10 protein-coding genes and 1 pseudogene are annotated in these 13,690 nt (G+C 62.6%); 2 read left to right on the top strand and 9 right to left on the bottom strand.

Annotated elements, in window-relative coordinates; translation table 11 throughout:
* Positions 1 to 247: 247 nt before the first annotated feature.
* The 3 genes from mdoH to XI04_RS38865 form a co-directional block, all read right to left on the bottom strand.
* Positions 248 to 2,368 carry a glucans biosynthesis glucosyltransferase MdoH gene (gene mdoH, locus XI04_RS20890; protein WP_038949334.1) on the bottom strand — a complete coding sequence of 707 codons (2,121 nt, stop codon included), beginning with the start codon at positions 2,366 to 2,368 and terminating at the stop codon, positions 248 to 250.
* Positions 2,356 to 3,867: a glucan biosynthesis protein G gene (locus XI04_RS20885; RefSeq protein WP_038949335.1), complete on the bottom strand. Its 1,512-nt coding sequence runs from the start codon at positions 3,865 to 3,867 to the stop codon at positions 2,356 to 2,358. Before XI04_RS20885 ends, mdoH begins: the two co-directional genes overlap by 13 nt.
* A 210-nt stretch (positions 3,868 to 4,077) precedes the next feature.
* Positions 4,078 to 4,428 carry a CsbD family protein gene (locus tag XI04_RS38865; protein ID WP_376708916.1) on the bottom strand — a complete coding sequence of 117 codons (351 nt, stop codon included), beginning with the start codon at positions 4,426 to 4,428 and terminating at the stop codon, positions 4,078 to 4,080.
* 86 nt (positions 4,429 to 4,514) lie between these two features.
* Between XI04_RS38865 and XI04_RS20875 the strand changes: the two genes are divergently transcribed.
* On the top strand, positions 4,515 to 4,844 hold the full coding sequence (locus XI04_RS20875) for a hypothetical protein (protein WP_157158083.1): 330 nt from the start codon (positions 4,515 to 4,517) through the stop codon (positions 4,842 to 4,844).
* Positions 4,845 to 5,198: 354 nt separating this feature from the next.
* Here the strand turns inward: XI04_RS20875 and XI04_RS20870 are convergent, their stop codons facing one another.
* From XI04_RS20870 to XI04_RS20845, 6 genes and pseudogenes are all read right to left on the bottom strand, one after another.
* Entirely contained in the window at positions 5,199 to 7,073 is a 1,875-nt protein-coding gene (locus XI04_RS20870) for an alpha-amylase family glycosyl hydrolase (protein ID WP_038949337.1), read from the bottom strand.
* Positions 7,070 to 9,538, bottom strand: coding sequence for a family 16 glycoside hydrolase (locus XI04_RS20865; RefSeq protein ID WP_049806621.1), 2,469 nt, complete (start codon positions 9,536 to 9,538; stop codon positions 7,070 to 7,072). Before XI04_RS20865 ends, XI04_RS20870 begins: the two co-directional genes overlap by 4 nt.
* Positions 9,539 to 9,712: 174 nt before the next feature.
* Positions 9,713 to 10,211: pseudogene (locus tag XI04_RS20860) on the bottom strand (GlcG/HbpS family heme-binding protein).
* Positions 10,212 to 10,238: 27 nt separating this feature from the next.
* Positions 10,239 to 10,901, bottom strand: a complete 663-nt coding sequence (locus XI04_RS20855) for a hypothetical protein (protein WP_038949339.1) — start codon at positions 10,899 to 10,901, stop codon at positions 10,239 to 10,241.
* A 27-nt stretch (positions 10,902 to 10,928) separates the two neighbouring features.
* The gene (locus XI04_RS20850) at positions 10,929 to 11,831 is read right to left on the bottom strand and encodes a DUF1259 domain-containing protein (RefSeq protein WP_038949340.1); all 903 of its coding nucleotides are present in this window, start codon (positions 11,829 to 11,831) and stop codon (positions 10,929 to 10,931) included.
* Between the two features lie 17 nt (positions 11,832 to 11,848).
* Complete coding sequence (locus XI04_RS20845; RefSeq protein ID WP_038949341.1) at positions 11,849 to 12,082, bottom strand: PepSY domain-containing protein; 234 nt, start codon at positions 12,080 to 12,082, stop codon at positions 11,849 to 11,851.
* 573 nt (positions 12,083 to 12,655) lie between these two features.
* Here XI04_RS20845 and XI04_RS20840 point away from each other — a divergent pair.
* Entirely contained in the window at positions 12,656 to 13,690 is a 1,035-nt protein-coding gene (locus tag XI04_RS20840; RefSeq protein WP_038949342.1) for a Cj0069 family protein, read from the top strand.

The following is a 13,690-nucleotide window of genomic DNA, read 5'->3' as shown; positions in this document are numbered from 1 at the left end:
GCTTCCGGCGTCAGAAAGGGCTGCCAGGCCGTCTTGCGCCCCGGTCAAAGGTCCTGCCGACCTCAGCGAAGGCTGCTGCTGGACTTGTCCCTTCGGGGCTGCATTGGGCTGCCTTTTCTACATCCTGTAACCCGAGAACCTTGGGATCGCCGTCGGTCCTTCAGGCGTGAAGAGCATCAGGTCAGGCGATGACCGAAGCCTTCGACGCAGCGCTTTGCCATACCAGCCGGCGCGCAGACGCTCGCCGTCATTGCTTCTGCAAAATGGTGGAGAGCGCCGTGCCGTCGTTCAAGATCGAGAAAATCTCTCGCGAGGACAGATGCGCGGCGGCCTCCTGAAAAGTATCGCTGGCATCGACCTTGGCGCGCCCGACCACCAGGTTCGCGTCGACCGTGTCAGGCCGGACGGCGCCAGGAGGCGCCAGCTGAGCGACGTGAAAGGCCAGCAACTCGGAGTCTTCGCGCAGCGCCACAAGAGCGGGTTTAATGCTGACATCCGCCGCCGCGCTCAATTCGTTGGCCCGGCGCAAGACCGACGGCGGCTCCCGGTCTTCAGGGGTGGCAAACAGTTCGCCGGAAGCGGGATTGGCCGTCAGCGCACCGATGGGCACGGCGAACAGCAGCCCGACGATCACCGGCGACATCCAGAGCAGAAGCGGCAGCGAAACGGCGTAAGCGCTCGCCGCCATCGCAACGCCGCACAGGGTCGGGACGCCGTATTTCCGATACAGCTCCCGGCGCTCTACCGTACCGTCGTCGCGCCTTTGCGTCTGCCAGCCGGCATCGCGGCCAGCCAGAATCTCGATGACCGCGATAGACTGAAAGATCATCATCACAGGCGCCATCAACGCGGAGACCACTATCTCCGCCAAAACTCCGGCCAAGGTCCGCAAAGCCCCGCCGAATTGGCGTCGCTCCGCGCGCCGTAGCCAGACAAGGACAAGGCTGAGCAGCTTCGGCAGCAGCAGCAGTCCCATCGTGGCGACGAACACCCAGATGGCCAGCACGGGATCCTGGGCCGGCCAGGTCGGAAACAGCGAGAAGCCCTTCGGAAAATACTCCGGACGCACAAAGCGAGCCTGCAGTGAGATTAGCATCCCCAGCAAGAGGAACAGCAGCCAAAGGGGCGCCGTCAGATAGGCTCCGATCCCCACCATGAAATGCAGGCGCGATACCCAGTGGAGACCGCGAGCGGGCACCACTGCGAGATGCTGAAGGTTGCCCTGGCACCACCGCCGATCGCGCGCCGCGAAATCGAGCAGTGAAGGCGGCACCTCTTCGTAGCTTCCCCCGAGCATCGGCAGCATGTAGATGCCCCACCCGGCCCGCCGCATCAGCGCGGCCTCGACGAAGTCGTGGCTGAGGATGTGCCCGCCGAACGGCTTGGGCCCCCGAAGCTGCGGCAGCGCCGCAGCTTCCGCGAACGCCTTCACGCGGATGATCGCGTTGTGGCCCCAGTAGTTGCCTTCCGAGCCGTGCCACCAGGCGACGCCGGCCGCGATCATCGGTCCGTACAGGCGGCCCGCGAATTGCTGGACGCGGCTGAACAGACTTCGCGCATTGACGACCATTGGGAGCGTTTGGACGAGCCCGGCGGTTGGATTGGTCTCGATGGAATGGACTAATTGGACGATGGTCTGCCCGCTCATGAGACTGTCTGCGTCGAGCACGATCATGAAGTCGTACACGGCGCCGAATCGCGTGATCCATTCGGAGATGTTGCCGGCTTTCCGGGCCGTGTTCTCGGCCCGATGACGATAGTACAGGCGTGGCACGCCGACAGCCTGTCGCAGCGCGAGAAGCGCCTTTTCCTCGGCGACCCAGATGTCCGGATCGGTGCTGTCGCTCAGGACGTACCAGTCGAACAACTCCCCGTGCGAGGTCGCCTCCAAGGATTCGATGATCGCACGAAGTCGTGCCGTCAGTCGGTGCGGGTCTTCGTTGTAAGTGGGAAGCAGCATGGCGGTGCGGCTTGCGATCGCAGGCAGTTCCGCGTCCGGCGCGAAGGCGCCCGGGCGATGGGCGAGCAACAGGAAGAAGCCCGCCAGCGCGGAGGCGAATGAAAAGGCGACCCAGGCGAGCAGGATCAGAAAGAGCGCCAGCACCATGGCTTCGAGGACGGTGACGCCGCCGACCTCCAGCACGCGATACATCTCATAACCGCCCGCCCCCGTGAGCGCCGCTGTCGCGAGCAGAATGACGCCGCGTCGCCAGGCCATCGCGGGGCCTACCGCCGCAGGAACGCGGTCGAGGACCCGGCCTTTCCCGAGGTCGCCAGGAGCCATCGAAAGCGGGGACTCGCCAGGCAACAGCCGCTGCGTCGTGATGTCGCCGGCGACCGGGCGGGGCGCCGTGTTCAGGGTGCCCATCGGTAGACCCAGACTTCCGACAAGGGCTTGTCGCCCTCGGTCAGAAACGCCCGCAGCTCGATCGGCTCTCCCTTCACCTGGCACTGGAAGCTCAGCCGCCAGCCGCCGGTGTAGGGATTGGGCTGCGTGACGATGTTCTTCACCTCGGACTTCTCCGCCGTGACCACGCCTTTGACACCCGCCGGATCGATGCCCTTGAGGTTATCGCCGAGCAGATCGAGCACGAACAGGCGTGCGTCCTCGCCCCGCGCCCCTATCCCGCTTCGCGTAAAGCGGGCCAGCGAATGCGGCTTCGGACTATCCGGCCCCCAATGCAGCCGATAGGTGTAGTTGTGTTCGCCCTTGGCCTGCAGCGGGTTCTTCGGCCGCCAGAACGCAGCGATGTTGTCGTGGACCTCCTCTTTGGTCGGGATCTCGAACAGCGTGACGCCGCCCTCGCCCCAATCCCCGATCGGCTCCATCCAGAGACTGGGGCGCTTTTCGAAGCTGGACTCGATGTCCTGGTAGGCGAAGAAGTTTCTCTCCCGCTGCATCAGGCCGAAGCCGCGCGGATTGAGATCCTGAAAGGTGCTGATCTGGAGGTCACGGGGATTGCTGAGCGGCCGCCACAGGCTTTCGCCCTTGCCGTTGAAGATCGCGAGCCCGTCGGAATCGTGAACGGAGGGACGGAAATCATCGATGTCGTTGCGGTCGTTCGGACCGTAGAAAAACATGCTGGTCATGGGCGCGAGCCCGGCGCGCGGCATCTCGACGCGCGGGTAGACCGACATTTCGACGTCGAAGACCGTCGTGTCCCCCGGACGCACGGTAAATCGATAGCTCGCGGCGCAGCTTTTGCTGTCGAGCAGGGCATGGATCACCAACGAGGTCGCGCCCGGCGCCGGCCGCTCCAGCCAGAACGTCTTGAAGAGCGGAAATTCCTCGCCCTTGGCTTCGCCGGTATCGATCGAAAGGCCGCGGGCGGAAAGCCCGTAAGTCTGCCCTTTGGCGACGGCGCGGAAGTAGCTCGCGCCCAGGAAGACGCAGACCTCGTCGTAGTAGTCAGGGCGGTTCATCGGCGCGTGGATGCGGAAGCCGGCGAAGCCGAGATCTGTCTCCTCAAACGCCGGCACCTTCTCGCCGAAGGAAAAGTCTTCCTTGCGGTATTTGATCTCGCTGGCCTTTCCGTCCGCGACTTCGAAGATGTTCACGCGGTTCTTGTAGAAGAAGCCGCGATGGAAGAACTGCGCTTGGAAAGGAAGATTCTTGCCGCGCCAGAGCGCGCGATCGGGCAGGAAGCGGATTGAACGGTACTGATCGTAGTCCAGGTCCTTCAAGCCGCCCGGCAGCTTTTCGTCGGGCGCTTCGTACGGCTTGCTCGCCAACGCACGGGCGAGGTCTCTCACAGAGGAAGGGCTGAACGCGCCCTCCGGCGGTCCAGCTGCGGCGAAGCCGCTCCGCGCAGCGAGCAGCACCGCCGGCAGCAACGCCGACCCTCGAACAAGCTGGCGTCGGTTCACGGGCTCTCCTACTCGCTACTGCTGTCGCGGCAGGCAACGGCCGCCGAGCCTGCGAGTTCCACCGCCCCGCCATCACTGGCAGAGTGTCTGCCACGACAAGAGGGAGTTTTGGCATTGCGGGCGGCGCTGCCTCCAACCTGCAGTCCCGCAAAAAGTGAGAAAGAAAAGAGCCGCGCTGCGGCGGCTAGTTTCAGATCTTGCTTCTTGTGTCTATTTCTTGAGTGCGTCAGCGGCGTCTCTTGCGGCGTCCTTGACGTCTCCCGCAGCGTTGTGGGCGGCTCCTTTGGCCTTATCCATCTTGCCTTCGGCTTGCAGGTCCTTGTCTCCTGTGAGCTTGCCAGCCCCCTCCTTGATCGCGCCTTTCGCCTTGTCGGCGGCGCCCTTCACATGTTCACGGTCCATGATCTTTCCCTTCTCGTCCATGGAGCGAGCACAACGAAACCGACGCGTGGTCGTTCCTGCGCGACGCGAAGCGATTGGCAGCATGACTTGGCTGTAGCGGTGGACAAAGGACGAGATTGCTTCTTTCCTGCCAGATCCTGCACGGAAAGTGTCAGCCATGCAGTCGCAAGTTTTGATCAATTTTGGCGGAAATCTTCTGGAATGCACACGTTGACGAAGCGGCGGGACCTAGATGGAGAATAGCCATGCGATACTTGTCTGCGGCATTGCTTCTCGCACTTCCAATCATGCCGATAGCTACTAAAGCCCAGCAAACAGGGCCGACGTTGCAATCCGGAGCAGCTCAAAACGTGCAGACCGAAGCTGATAAGGGTATCAAAACCCGTAATTCCGGCGAATCGGGCTATGTCGGCAACCAGGACCGGCCCGGCGCGGCTTCTCATGCGCCGGGGGAGACAACCAACACAGTCGGGACGACAACAGGTAGCAGTGCGTCTGGCAATCAATCACACATCAATAGCTCGCAGGCGGACTACGACGCCTCTTTGAAGGACGGCTCTGCGCCGAAGAAATAGCGTCGAGGTCGCCTAAGAAAGGACCGGCTGCGATCAGACTGAAGCCCGCCAGAACACTAGGGGGCTTCTTTTTTGCGCGAGGCCTTTGGCTGTTTAGGAGATGCGGGCGTTTGCATGAACATGAAGGCCCGCTTGGCGCGGATATGCCCGCTGCGGAGCTCAGAGTGGGCATGTGAGAAGATCGCTACAGCAAATCTGCGGCTTCCTAAGTTACCTCCATCAATGGGCGATCGTGCCACGTTGAACGATCCCAATCGTTCCTAGAAGTTCGGCCGCATTCAGATCAGCTGCCACTGAGAGCGCGTCGATCGGTAATCGACCCTGCCGTGAACTGGGTGAGGGCAGCAGCCGCACTTACATCAGCGTCCAGATCCGTCCATAGTGCGACGGGATATCAAGATCTACTCGCCGGAATGAAAGTACGTTCCTCAGGTCGAGAGCGCCGCCATGCAGCTCTTCGACGTAGTCACCCCCCATCGGAAACCAGAACGGGACAGTCCGGCCGGTGTCGCTGAAATTGATTGCGACCAACGTGTACTGGGTGGCTGCATAGCGCGCGAACAGCAGGACTCCGAACTGCTGATAGCGATCCCAATCGTTGAAGAAGAAGTACGTGCCCTGACGAATGTGGTCGCGTCGCCGCCTGATCCGCAGCAGCCTGCGGATCAGGCTCACGATGGGTCGGCCGGACTCATCGTAGAAGAAATCCCATCGCATCGGCCGCAGCAGGGAGACGCGGCCCATTCCAAAGTCGGGCAGAAAGTAGTTCTCGGCAAATTCCTCGCCTTGCCAGAGCATCGGAATGCCTTTGCTCATCAGCAGGCCGATCAAATAGGGCTGCAGCATGTACCAGAGTGTCCGGTCGCCCTCGGCGAACAGCGGATTGACGGCTTCGTCGGGATTGGAGGTCCCGAAATTGCAAAGGAAGCGTTCGTGATCGTGGTTCTCGACGTATTGAAGTGCAGTTTTGGGGATCTCGTCACCATTGAGCGTCTCCCGGTCGGGGTAGCCGAAGAGGCCCAGCTGCAGACCCAGGTCGGCCAGCCGGCCGCGATCCCCATGGGCAACCGCGCGCGCAGCGCCGTAGGTGCCGTTCTGCCACGTGCAGTTGGAATAGGTCGAGCGCAGCACTTCCTCGGGGGCTTCGAGCTGTTCGGCCATTTGCACCAGCGTCAGCGGCTTGCCTGCTCCTGCGTCGAAGCGGCTCCAGTAAGGTCGACCCGACGCGATGTTCGCCTTGGTCAGTTGGTGCGTTTCATAGACGAGGCTCGCATAACCCACGCCCATGGGCCCGTCCCAGTAGTTCGGGACGCAGTCGTAGCGGAAGCCGTCGACGTGATAGACCTCGAGCCAATGGTGATTGGCCGTGAAAAAGAAGTCGCGCGTGATCTCCCGATTGAAGTCCGTGCTCTTCCCGAAATTGCTGAAGTAGTCTTTGGCAAACGGCCCCATGAACGGATTGTCGCGGTACCGCAGCCGCGTGTAGGCGTCGTAGTACGGGAAATCCACGCCCGTATGGCCATAGACGACGTCCACGATCACTGCGATCCCGTGCTGATGGCAAATGTCGACCAATTGCTGGAAATCCAACCGATTGCCGAAGCGCTCGTCGACGCCGAAATAGCCGATCGGCAGATAGCCCCAGTCGACCGAGTTGCCGACGTTGGACAGCGGCATGATCTCGATGGCGTTGATACCGAGGTCAGCTAGGTAGGCCGCGAAGCCGCGGGCCCGATTGAGGTCGCTGCCGAACTCGGCGATGTTCACCTCATAGAGGATCAGATCTGCCAGCGCCGGCGTCCGCCATTGCGCCTCGCCCGCACTCCAGACGTAGGGCTCATAGCCCAGGGTGAAGGCGGATTGCTTGCCGACACCGAACTCGCGTGCGAAGGGATCGATGATCCAGTCGAGCGTGCCTACGCTCGGATTCGTGATCGTGTAGCGATAGACGTAGCGGCCCGGATTGCCCCAAGCTGAGCCCGGCACTGCGGGCAGCGTGCCGGCGATGGGTTCGGTGGCCGACCAGAAGTCCCCATACGGCGGACGAACACTGTGCGTAAGCTGGAACTCTCGAGCCGGAAAGGCCTGGAGAAACTGATCTGCCTCATGGATGATCTTCACGGTGACGACGTCGCCGTCGGCCGCCGACACCCAGGGGAGCCACAGTCCGAACGTCACCGTTCCGTGTGTTTCGACGGCGCCCAATGATCCGAGTGGCATCAAGTTCATGCCACAGCGCCTTCCAGCGGCTTCCACTGGATGTTGCGAAAGAGCACTCGGCCCGTATGTGTCTGCAGGCCGATGAACCGCGGGTCCTGCGCGGTGGACGGCAGACCGCGGCGCGGAGACTGCGGATCGCCGGCGAAATGGAAGATGTTTACCGTCTGCCCGTTCAGCACGACGGTGATGTCCGCACCATCGACGGTGATTTCATAGCTGTTCCATTCTCCGACAGGATGGACAGTCAGCGGACCGTCGGTCGGCCCCTTGAAGGAGTAGACTGCACCTGTCCTGTGGACCGGTGCCCTGTCCGGTCGGGCCAATTCGTCGATCTGAATTTCGAAGCCGAAGTTGACGCCGACATAGGCCGTGTTGTCGTAACCTTCGTTTCGAGGGTCGGGGAAGCCGATGAAGACACCCGAATTGTCGTCGGGCGCGGTCAACATCCATTGCAGCCGCAGAACGTAGCGAGGAGGCGTGGGGCGCTTCAGCCAGAGGAGCCCAAGGTCCGTTCCCGTTCGCGTCTCGAGCACACCGCGCCGAACCCGGAACGAGCCAGGGTCGTTCCGACCGGGCTGGTTGCTGATCGTCGACATTGTCCAGTCACCAAGAGTATTACCGTCGAATAGCGTCTCGAAGCCCGCATCGGCCACGACAGGTGGCGGCGCCATGATCAAGTCGCCCGTGCGGCGCGACAGCGCGATCCCGGTCAGCATGGGGTTGGGAGAGCCGATGCTCGGGAACAGCGCGGGGCCTGCCGCATAGAGGTTTTCAGTGTGATGGAAGCGTCCGTTGCCATCGGTGACGCTCGCGGCCGGGTCGGTGCCCATCCAAAGCGTCCCGGCTTCATGATGCGTCGTCCCGAGCCCGTCCTGGTTGCTTTGGAGCACCTGCATCGGCTGCCCGTTGGCGAAGGTGGCGGCCACCTTCTGCATTGCCGCATCCATAGCGGCCCAAAGATCGCAATCTCGCTGTGTCGGTGTTAGCGCAATCGATGCACGACGAACCCCGTATTCGTCGGTGCGCGCGCTCAAATCGACCCGGCTTGGATGAGCGGCGGGATCGGCCGGGTCGGCCGGCTCCATCTCTCCGAGGCCCCTGATTGCAATTGCGATATGCGTATCGGTCGAAGTCCGCAGTTGGTCGTAGAAGTCGACGTCCGGCACCTTGCGATAGAGTTCGTCCTCGCCGCCTACGGTATTGCCGCCGCCGCTCGCAGCAATCTGAAGGTGAAAGTGACCGATCAGGTCACCATTTGGGCGCGTCGCCCGGCCCTTCACGAACATGGCCGCGGTCTGCAATTCGTTCACCGCCGACGAAAGCCCGGGAATCGCCGAGCGCGGCACGCGGATAACGAGGTTCGAGCGAAGGTGAGCGATCAGGTTCTTGCCGATGAGCGGCAGGGTTGGAAGTCCGGTGGCATCGAACGACGCCAGAGCGAGCCGCGCGTTCTCGATCGTGCCGAGCGCCATGATGACGGCGCCGCCCGGAGCCAGGTCAATCGGGCCGCGGCTCGTCTCGACGCCGGAGATGCGCCATGTCCCTGCCGCGGTCGGCACGGTGCGCAGTGTCAGCACATGCGTATCGGGCAGCACCATGAATTCCTTGACGGAATCATTGCCGTTGGAATCGCTCGCCGCGGTTCGCGCCGCCTTCATGAGCAGCGGAACGACGCTGAACTTGTTGAGCGGGAAGAACCCCGCATGTGGCGGGCGCGCCTGTACGGCAAGCGGCGCTTCGAGCTTTAGCATGTTCAGGAGGTCGTTTTGCGAAAGCCCGCCACTCGACGACAGACCGAGCAACTGTGCGGGGTCCGCGCCGGGCTTCAGCAGCGGCGAGGGCGGGAGCGCGTCGAGCGTAATCGCCCCAGGCACGCTGGACAAATTATCGAAGAGCTGACGACGAAGCGCGTTCTGCAGTTCGCCGAAAATGAAGTCGTTCGCCTCGTCGACACCGATCTGCCGCGAACTCTCGTCGAAATAGCGGCTGTTCAGATCGGCTACGGTATTTGCCGGCCAACCCGACATCTCCTCGTCCAGAAGACGAGGCGACCAACCGCCCCAATAGAGTGATCGGCCTCCGAGTGTATACGCCAGTCCCTTGAAGGGAATGGTCGATTTCCAAGGAATGCCCCAAACCTCGTTGCGTGGCGGCTCCGGCTGCGGCAAGTTTTCGTCCAGAAAGAATGGATTGGCCGGATCGCCGAACCCCTGGATCCCCGTGTTCTGAACGTGCTCAGGAACGGTGAACAGCCCGGCGTCTACGACCAGTGTCCGCAATCCGCCGCCACTCTGCTTCTGTCGGAACCACAGATGCTCGGCGATAGCCGAGCCGAACGTACCGCCTCCCACGATGATGAAATCGAATGGTCGCCCGCCTGTGGATTTCCACGCATCAACCTCGGCCAGGTTGTTGCAGAGGTAGCGGCCCTGGATGTCTTTGGTGAACGAGGTCCTTTCGGTGGTGATCGCCATTGCCCGCTCCTGGTGCAATCCTCGAACTCGCCTTCCTGTTAGGGCACGATCTCCTTCAATCTAAAATGAGCTAGTTCACAGATTGCTCTCACTTCTAGCGTTGCAGCGGGAGGGGCCTCGCTGGCGATTGGGTCAGGTTCCAATCTAGGATACTGGAGCCGCTCCATATCCAGGTCAGAACTCCAGCCTGTCGCGGATGGCGTCGATGCCGTCCCTCGCGCACGCTTCGTCAGCGTCGCCCCCGGAGCTCCGGAGACACCTACCGCTGCGACCAGCGAGCCGGTGGCTTCGACCACCAGTCCCCTTCCTATGATGACTACTCCAGGAAGATGGCGAATGCCCGCCTGCATCATGCCGGGTTGACTGATCGCATTGAGCTCAGTCGTACTGGTCCTGAACGACGCGGCCGTCCAAGCCTGCCTGCCGCCGTTGGTGGCATGTGAGGACCTGCAAAGCGATCACGCAGCATCACTTGCGTCACGCCGAAACGATCGACCACGGCGACTGCGACTTGGAATCCCCGGGAGCGGCAGCTATTCAACGCGGCGCGTGCAAGATCGAATGCCAACTCTGGAGCTAGTGATTTGTAGGCGACCAAGTTTTCTTCTGCCCGCAGCGGGCAGACGGAAGCGATCACCAAGGCAGTCGCGACCATCAGGGGTCGAGTGTTCATGGTTATCTCCGGCAACGGGACAGGGACCTATTTGACCTCACCATACGTCAGATCATCAAACAGGGTCACGCTATCCGCCTTGGTCCACAGGCCGATCATGCCCGATTGGGAGATCGTGGCGTCCTCCACATCGAACAACTGCCGTCCGTCGTACGTCACCCTGAACCGCGTTCCTGTGAAATCGCAGCGCAACACGTGCCACTGGCCGGAGGCCACGGGCGCTTTCATGCCATATCCGCCCTTGCGACCTGCGATATCCAGAGACGTTCGAACGCCGTTGAGCGTCTTGTAGAGCACGACATTGTCCTCCAAAGCGTTTGCCCGGACGACGTAGTAGTTGTCGGCATCCTTCGCGCGCCAGATGAGTCCCGCAGCGCGATCCTCGGAGCCGGCGACCGCCTTGAATTTCACCTCGACGAAGCCGTCGCGGATGTCGGTACCCATTTTGAGCGCCACTGGGAAAGTCGCCCTGCCGGATTGCTTGAGGACGTTCGGCTTGCTCGGCGCCGTGTGGTCTGGCTCAACGGTCCAGTTCGCCTCTCCTCGGCCAGTCATCGTAAGGATCCAACCTTCAGGCGACGTTCCCGCGGGAGCGTCATCGAAATTCACGGTCTGAGCCATGGCGGACGCTCCCATCAACGAGATCGACATGAACGCTAGGGCGAGCAGCGGCTTGGCCCGGTAGGACATCGGATCGCCTCCTTTGCGATCTACGCCTTAGTTCTTCGTGCTCGCCGTCTTGTCCAGGGCAGCGCGCAAACCTTCGGCAAGCCGGATCGCGTCGTCATTCGCCCAAAAGTGCATGAAGAACAGCCTCGGCTGCTCATCGAGCATGTGACTGTGTAGCGCCGTCACCTCGATGCTGTGTGTCCGCAGCGCCACGATGACGGGGTTGACCTCGTCGGCCGTCAGCACGAAGTCGCCCGTGATGGCGGCCTTTCCGCCCCCGGTCGGCTGGAAATTGATGCCGATCGCCACGCCCATCGGGCCGACGGGCGTCAACGGCGTGCCGTCTTGCGTGATCGGGTCGCGCCGCTTCACGGTGAACTGGTAGACTCCGCCGTTTGCTTGGCCTTTAACGCCGATGATCTGGTCGAGCTTCGCCGTATCGAGGTCCACGGCAGGCGGCGGGCTTGCGGGGGCCGCGATGGTCAGCGGCGTCGTGCTCTCAGCCAGCGCATCATGGATCGCCGAGGCCAGCTTGAGGGGGTCGCCGTGGCCGGCCACGTGCATGTAGAACGTCGCCGGGCTCGCGCGCAGCAGATGATTGTGCACGGCTGTGATTTCGAGACCGCTCGCGACCGTCTTCGCCATCACAGGGTTAATTTCGGTCTCAAGAAGCACAAGGTCCCCCATGACCATGGCGCCACCGTGCCCAGGTTTGAAGGCGACCCATCCGCCAAGCGCCAGTGAAGGCTTGATCGTCACGCCGTCCAGGGTCACCGAAAGGTCGCTACGTGGAAAGCCGTAGCGGTGGACGTCATCGGAGACCGCGGCCTTCCGGCCGAGGGTCTCGTCGACCTTTTGCCAATCGATCGATTGCGCGCGTGCCATGTAGACAAAGGGCAAGTAGGCGAGAGCGAGGCCGGTCACTGCCAGGGACAAGATTTTGCGTTTCATCATGCGCGTCCTCCATCTCAGTTTCGCTCCTTGATCTGGCCGCTGCTGTCGACGACGAGGGTCACCGGCTTGCCGTCCTTCACAGCCTTGGCGGTGATGCCCTCGGCGGTTGATTTGACGTCGGTCACCTGCGAGTACCCGGCCGCCTGGATCTTGGCGACAAACTCGTCTTGGGTCAGGGCGCGGGCAGGCGAGAGTCCCGCTGCAAGCGCCACGAATATCGCTACCTGATAGATCGTCGAAGTTCGCATGTCTGATCTCCTGGTTGTCCCAGCCCCAGAAGTAGTCCCGCATCCGGCCTCACCTGACCTTGTTGGCCGGCCCATCGTGCGATCCCCTGATCGTGTCGCGGCAACATCGGTCGTGTAGGAGAAGACCTGGGTTCACCCGCTCGATGCGCGAAACGCCGCGCGAAGCCGCGAGCCGGCCCAGCGCGGCGCGACCGCCGAGCCTACCGATCGAGAAAGTTTGTCGGGTGAAAGGTAGGTGTACAATGCTGACATGCTGCGCCCTTGGTGATCAGGACGCGATTCTTGAGCATGACGCCTCGCGGGGAGATCGCATATCCCCGTCACGCGACTAAAAACTCACTCGGCGAGGCTGTCAACCCGCGATCGCTCGGGCGCGTGAAACCGACCGTCACGAAAATTTCACCGCCGTCCGGAGCGGAAAGGCCTCACCGCCGGGTCAACGCGCCGGCCACGGAAAACCGCCGCTTGAAGGATCCACGCGATCTCACGTAGAGTGCCGGGGCGGGATCAAGCAGACTCCCGGCGAGACTTCGGTCCAAGCTCTGCGCAGCACGCAACACGTGGAGCTCGCGCATGGACACCGAAAAACACTCCTCCGCCCGACGCACGGTAGCCATCCTCTCGCGAGGAGACGCCGCCGCGCGTCGAGATGCCACCCCGAAAAGCGGCCGCTTCGTCGACGTATTCGATGCGCTTGCCGCCGTCGGCATCGAGGGGCGCCCCGTGATCTACGACGAGAGTTTTGCGGAGGCCGCCCGCGAAGAACTGCTCGCGTTTGACGGCGTACTCGTCTGGGTCAACCCCATCCAAGACGGCCGCAACCGCGCCGGTCTCGACGCCCTGCTGCGCGACGTCGCCGCGCAAGGAGTTTGGGTGAGCGCCCACCCGGACGTCATCCTCAAGATGGGCACCAAGGAGGTCCTCTATCGCACCCGCTCCATGGGCTGGGGAGGCGACATGGCGCTGTACCAAACCGCCGCTGCGATGCGCGCCGAGCTGCCGTCGCGGCTCGCCTCCGGCCCACGCGTGATCAAGCGCAACCGAGGCAACGGTGGCCAAGGCGTCTGGAAGGTCGAGAAGCTGGCGACCTCATCCATGATCAGGGTGCTGGAAGCGACCAAAGACACGCCGGAGGAACTGACGCTGGACGATTTTCTCCGCCGCTGTGCGGAGTATTTCGAGAACGGCAGCGTGGTCGACCAGGCGTTCCAGCCCCGGTTAGATGAGGGCGTCGTGCGTTGCTACATGGCCGGCGACCGCTGCGCCGGCTTCGGTCACCACAAGGTCAAAGCTTTGGTGGAGTCGCCGGCCGCGCGCGCCGCGGCCGGGCCGCGGCTCTACACGTCCAACGCCGACCCGCGCTTCCAGCGGCTGCGTCGGCTGATGGAAGACGAGTGGACGCTGCAGCTAACCTCGCTGCTGGATATCGCGCCAAGCGACCTGCCGGCGATCTGGGACGCCGACTTCATGCTCGGCCCCGTCCAGCCTGATGGGAGCGACAGCTACGTGCTCGGCGAGATCAATGTCAGCTCGGTGCATCCGTACCCGGCAGAGGCGCCGTCGGAGATCGCCCGACGGGTCGCCGACCGGCTAAAGCTCAAGCTTTGA

Origin of the sequence: Bradyrhizobium sp. CCBAU 11430 (genome assembly GCF_028128855.1) — a bacterium.
Taxonomy (GTDB): domain Bacteria; phylum Pseudomonadota; class Alphaproteobacteria; order Rhizobiales; family Xanthobacteraceae; genus Bradyrhizobium; species Bradyrhizobium ottawaense.
Note: the sequence above shows the minus strand (reverse complement) of the source record. Positions and strands in the feature narration are given on the sequence as shown.

Excerpts from the sequence above, each read along its gene's own strand:
- mdoH (WP_038949334.1), bottom strand. The coding sequence starts at position 2,368 with ATGGGCACCCTGAACACGGCGCCCCGCCCGGTCGCCGGCGACATCACG.
- XI04_RS38865 (WP_376708916.1), bottom strand. The coding sequence starts at position 4,428 with ATGGCTGACACTTTCCGTGCAGGATCTGGCAGGAAAGAAGCAATCTCG.
- XI04_RS20875 (WP_157158083.1), top strand. The coding sequence starts at position 4,515 with ATGCGATACTTGTCTGCGGCATTGCTTCTCGCACTTCCAATCATGCCG.
- XI04_RS20870 (WP_038949337.1), bottom strand. The coding sequence starts at position 7,073 with ATGAACTTGATGCCACTCGGATCATTGGGCGCCGTCGAAACACACGGA.
- XI04_RS20865 (WP_049806621.1), bottom strand. The coding sequence starts at position 9,538 with ATGGCGATCACCACCGAAAGGACCTCGTTCACCAAAGACATCCAGGGC.
- XI04_RS20855 (WP_038949339.1), bottom strand. The coding sequence starts at position 10,901 with ATGTCCTACCGGGCCAAGCCGCTGCTCGCCCTAGCGTTCATGTCGATC.
- XI04_RS20850 (WP_038949340.1), bottom strand. The coding sequence starts at position 11,831 with ATGAAACGCAAAATCTTGTCCCTGGCAGTGACCGGCCTCGCTCTCGCC.
- XI04_RS20845 (WP_038949341.1), bottom strand. The coding sequence starts at position 12,082 with ATGCGAACTTCGACGATCTATCAGGTAGCGATATTCGTGGCGCTTGCA.
- XI04_RS20840 (WP_038949342.1), top strand. The coding sequence starts at position 12,656 with ATGGACACCGAAAAACACTCCTCCGCCCGACGCACGGTAGCCATCCTC.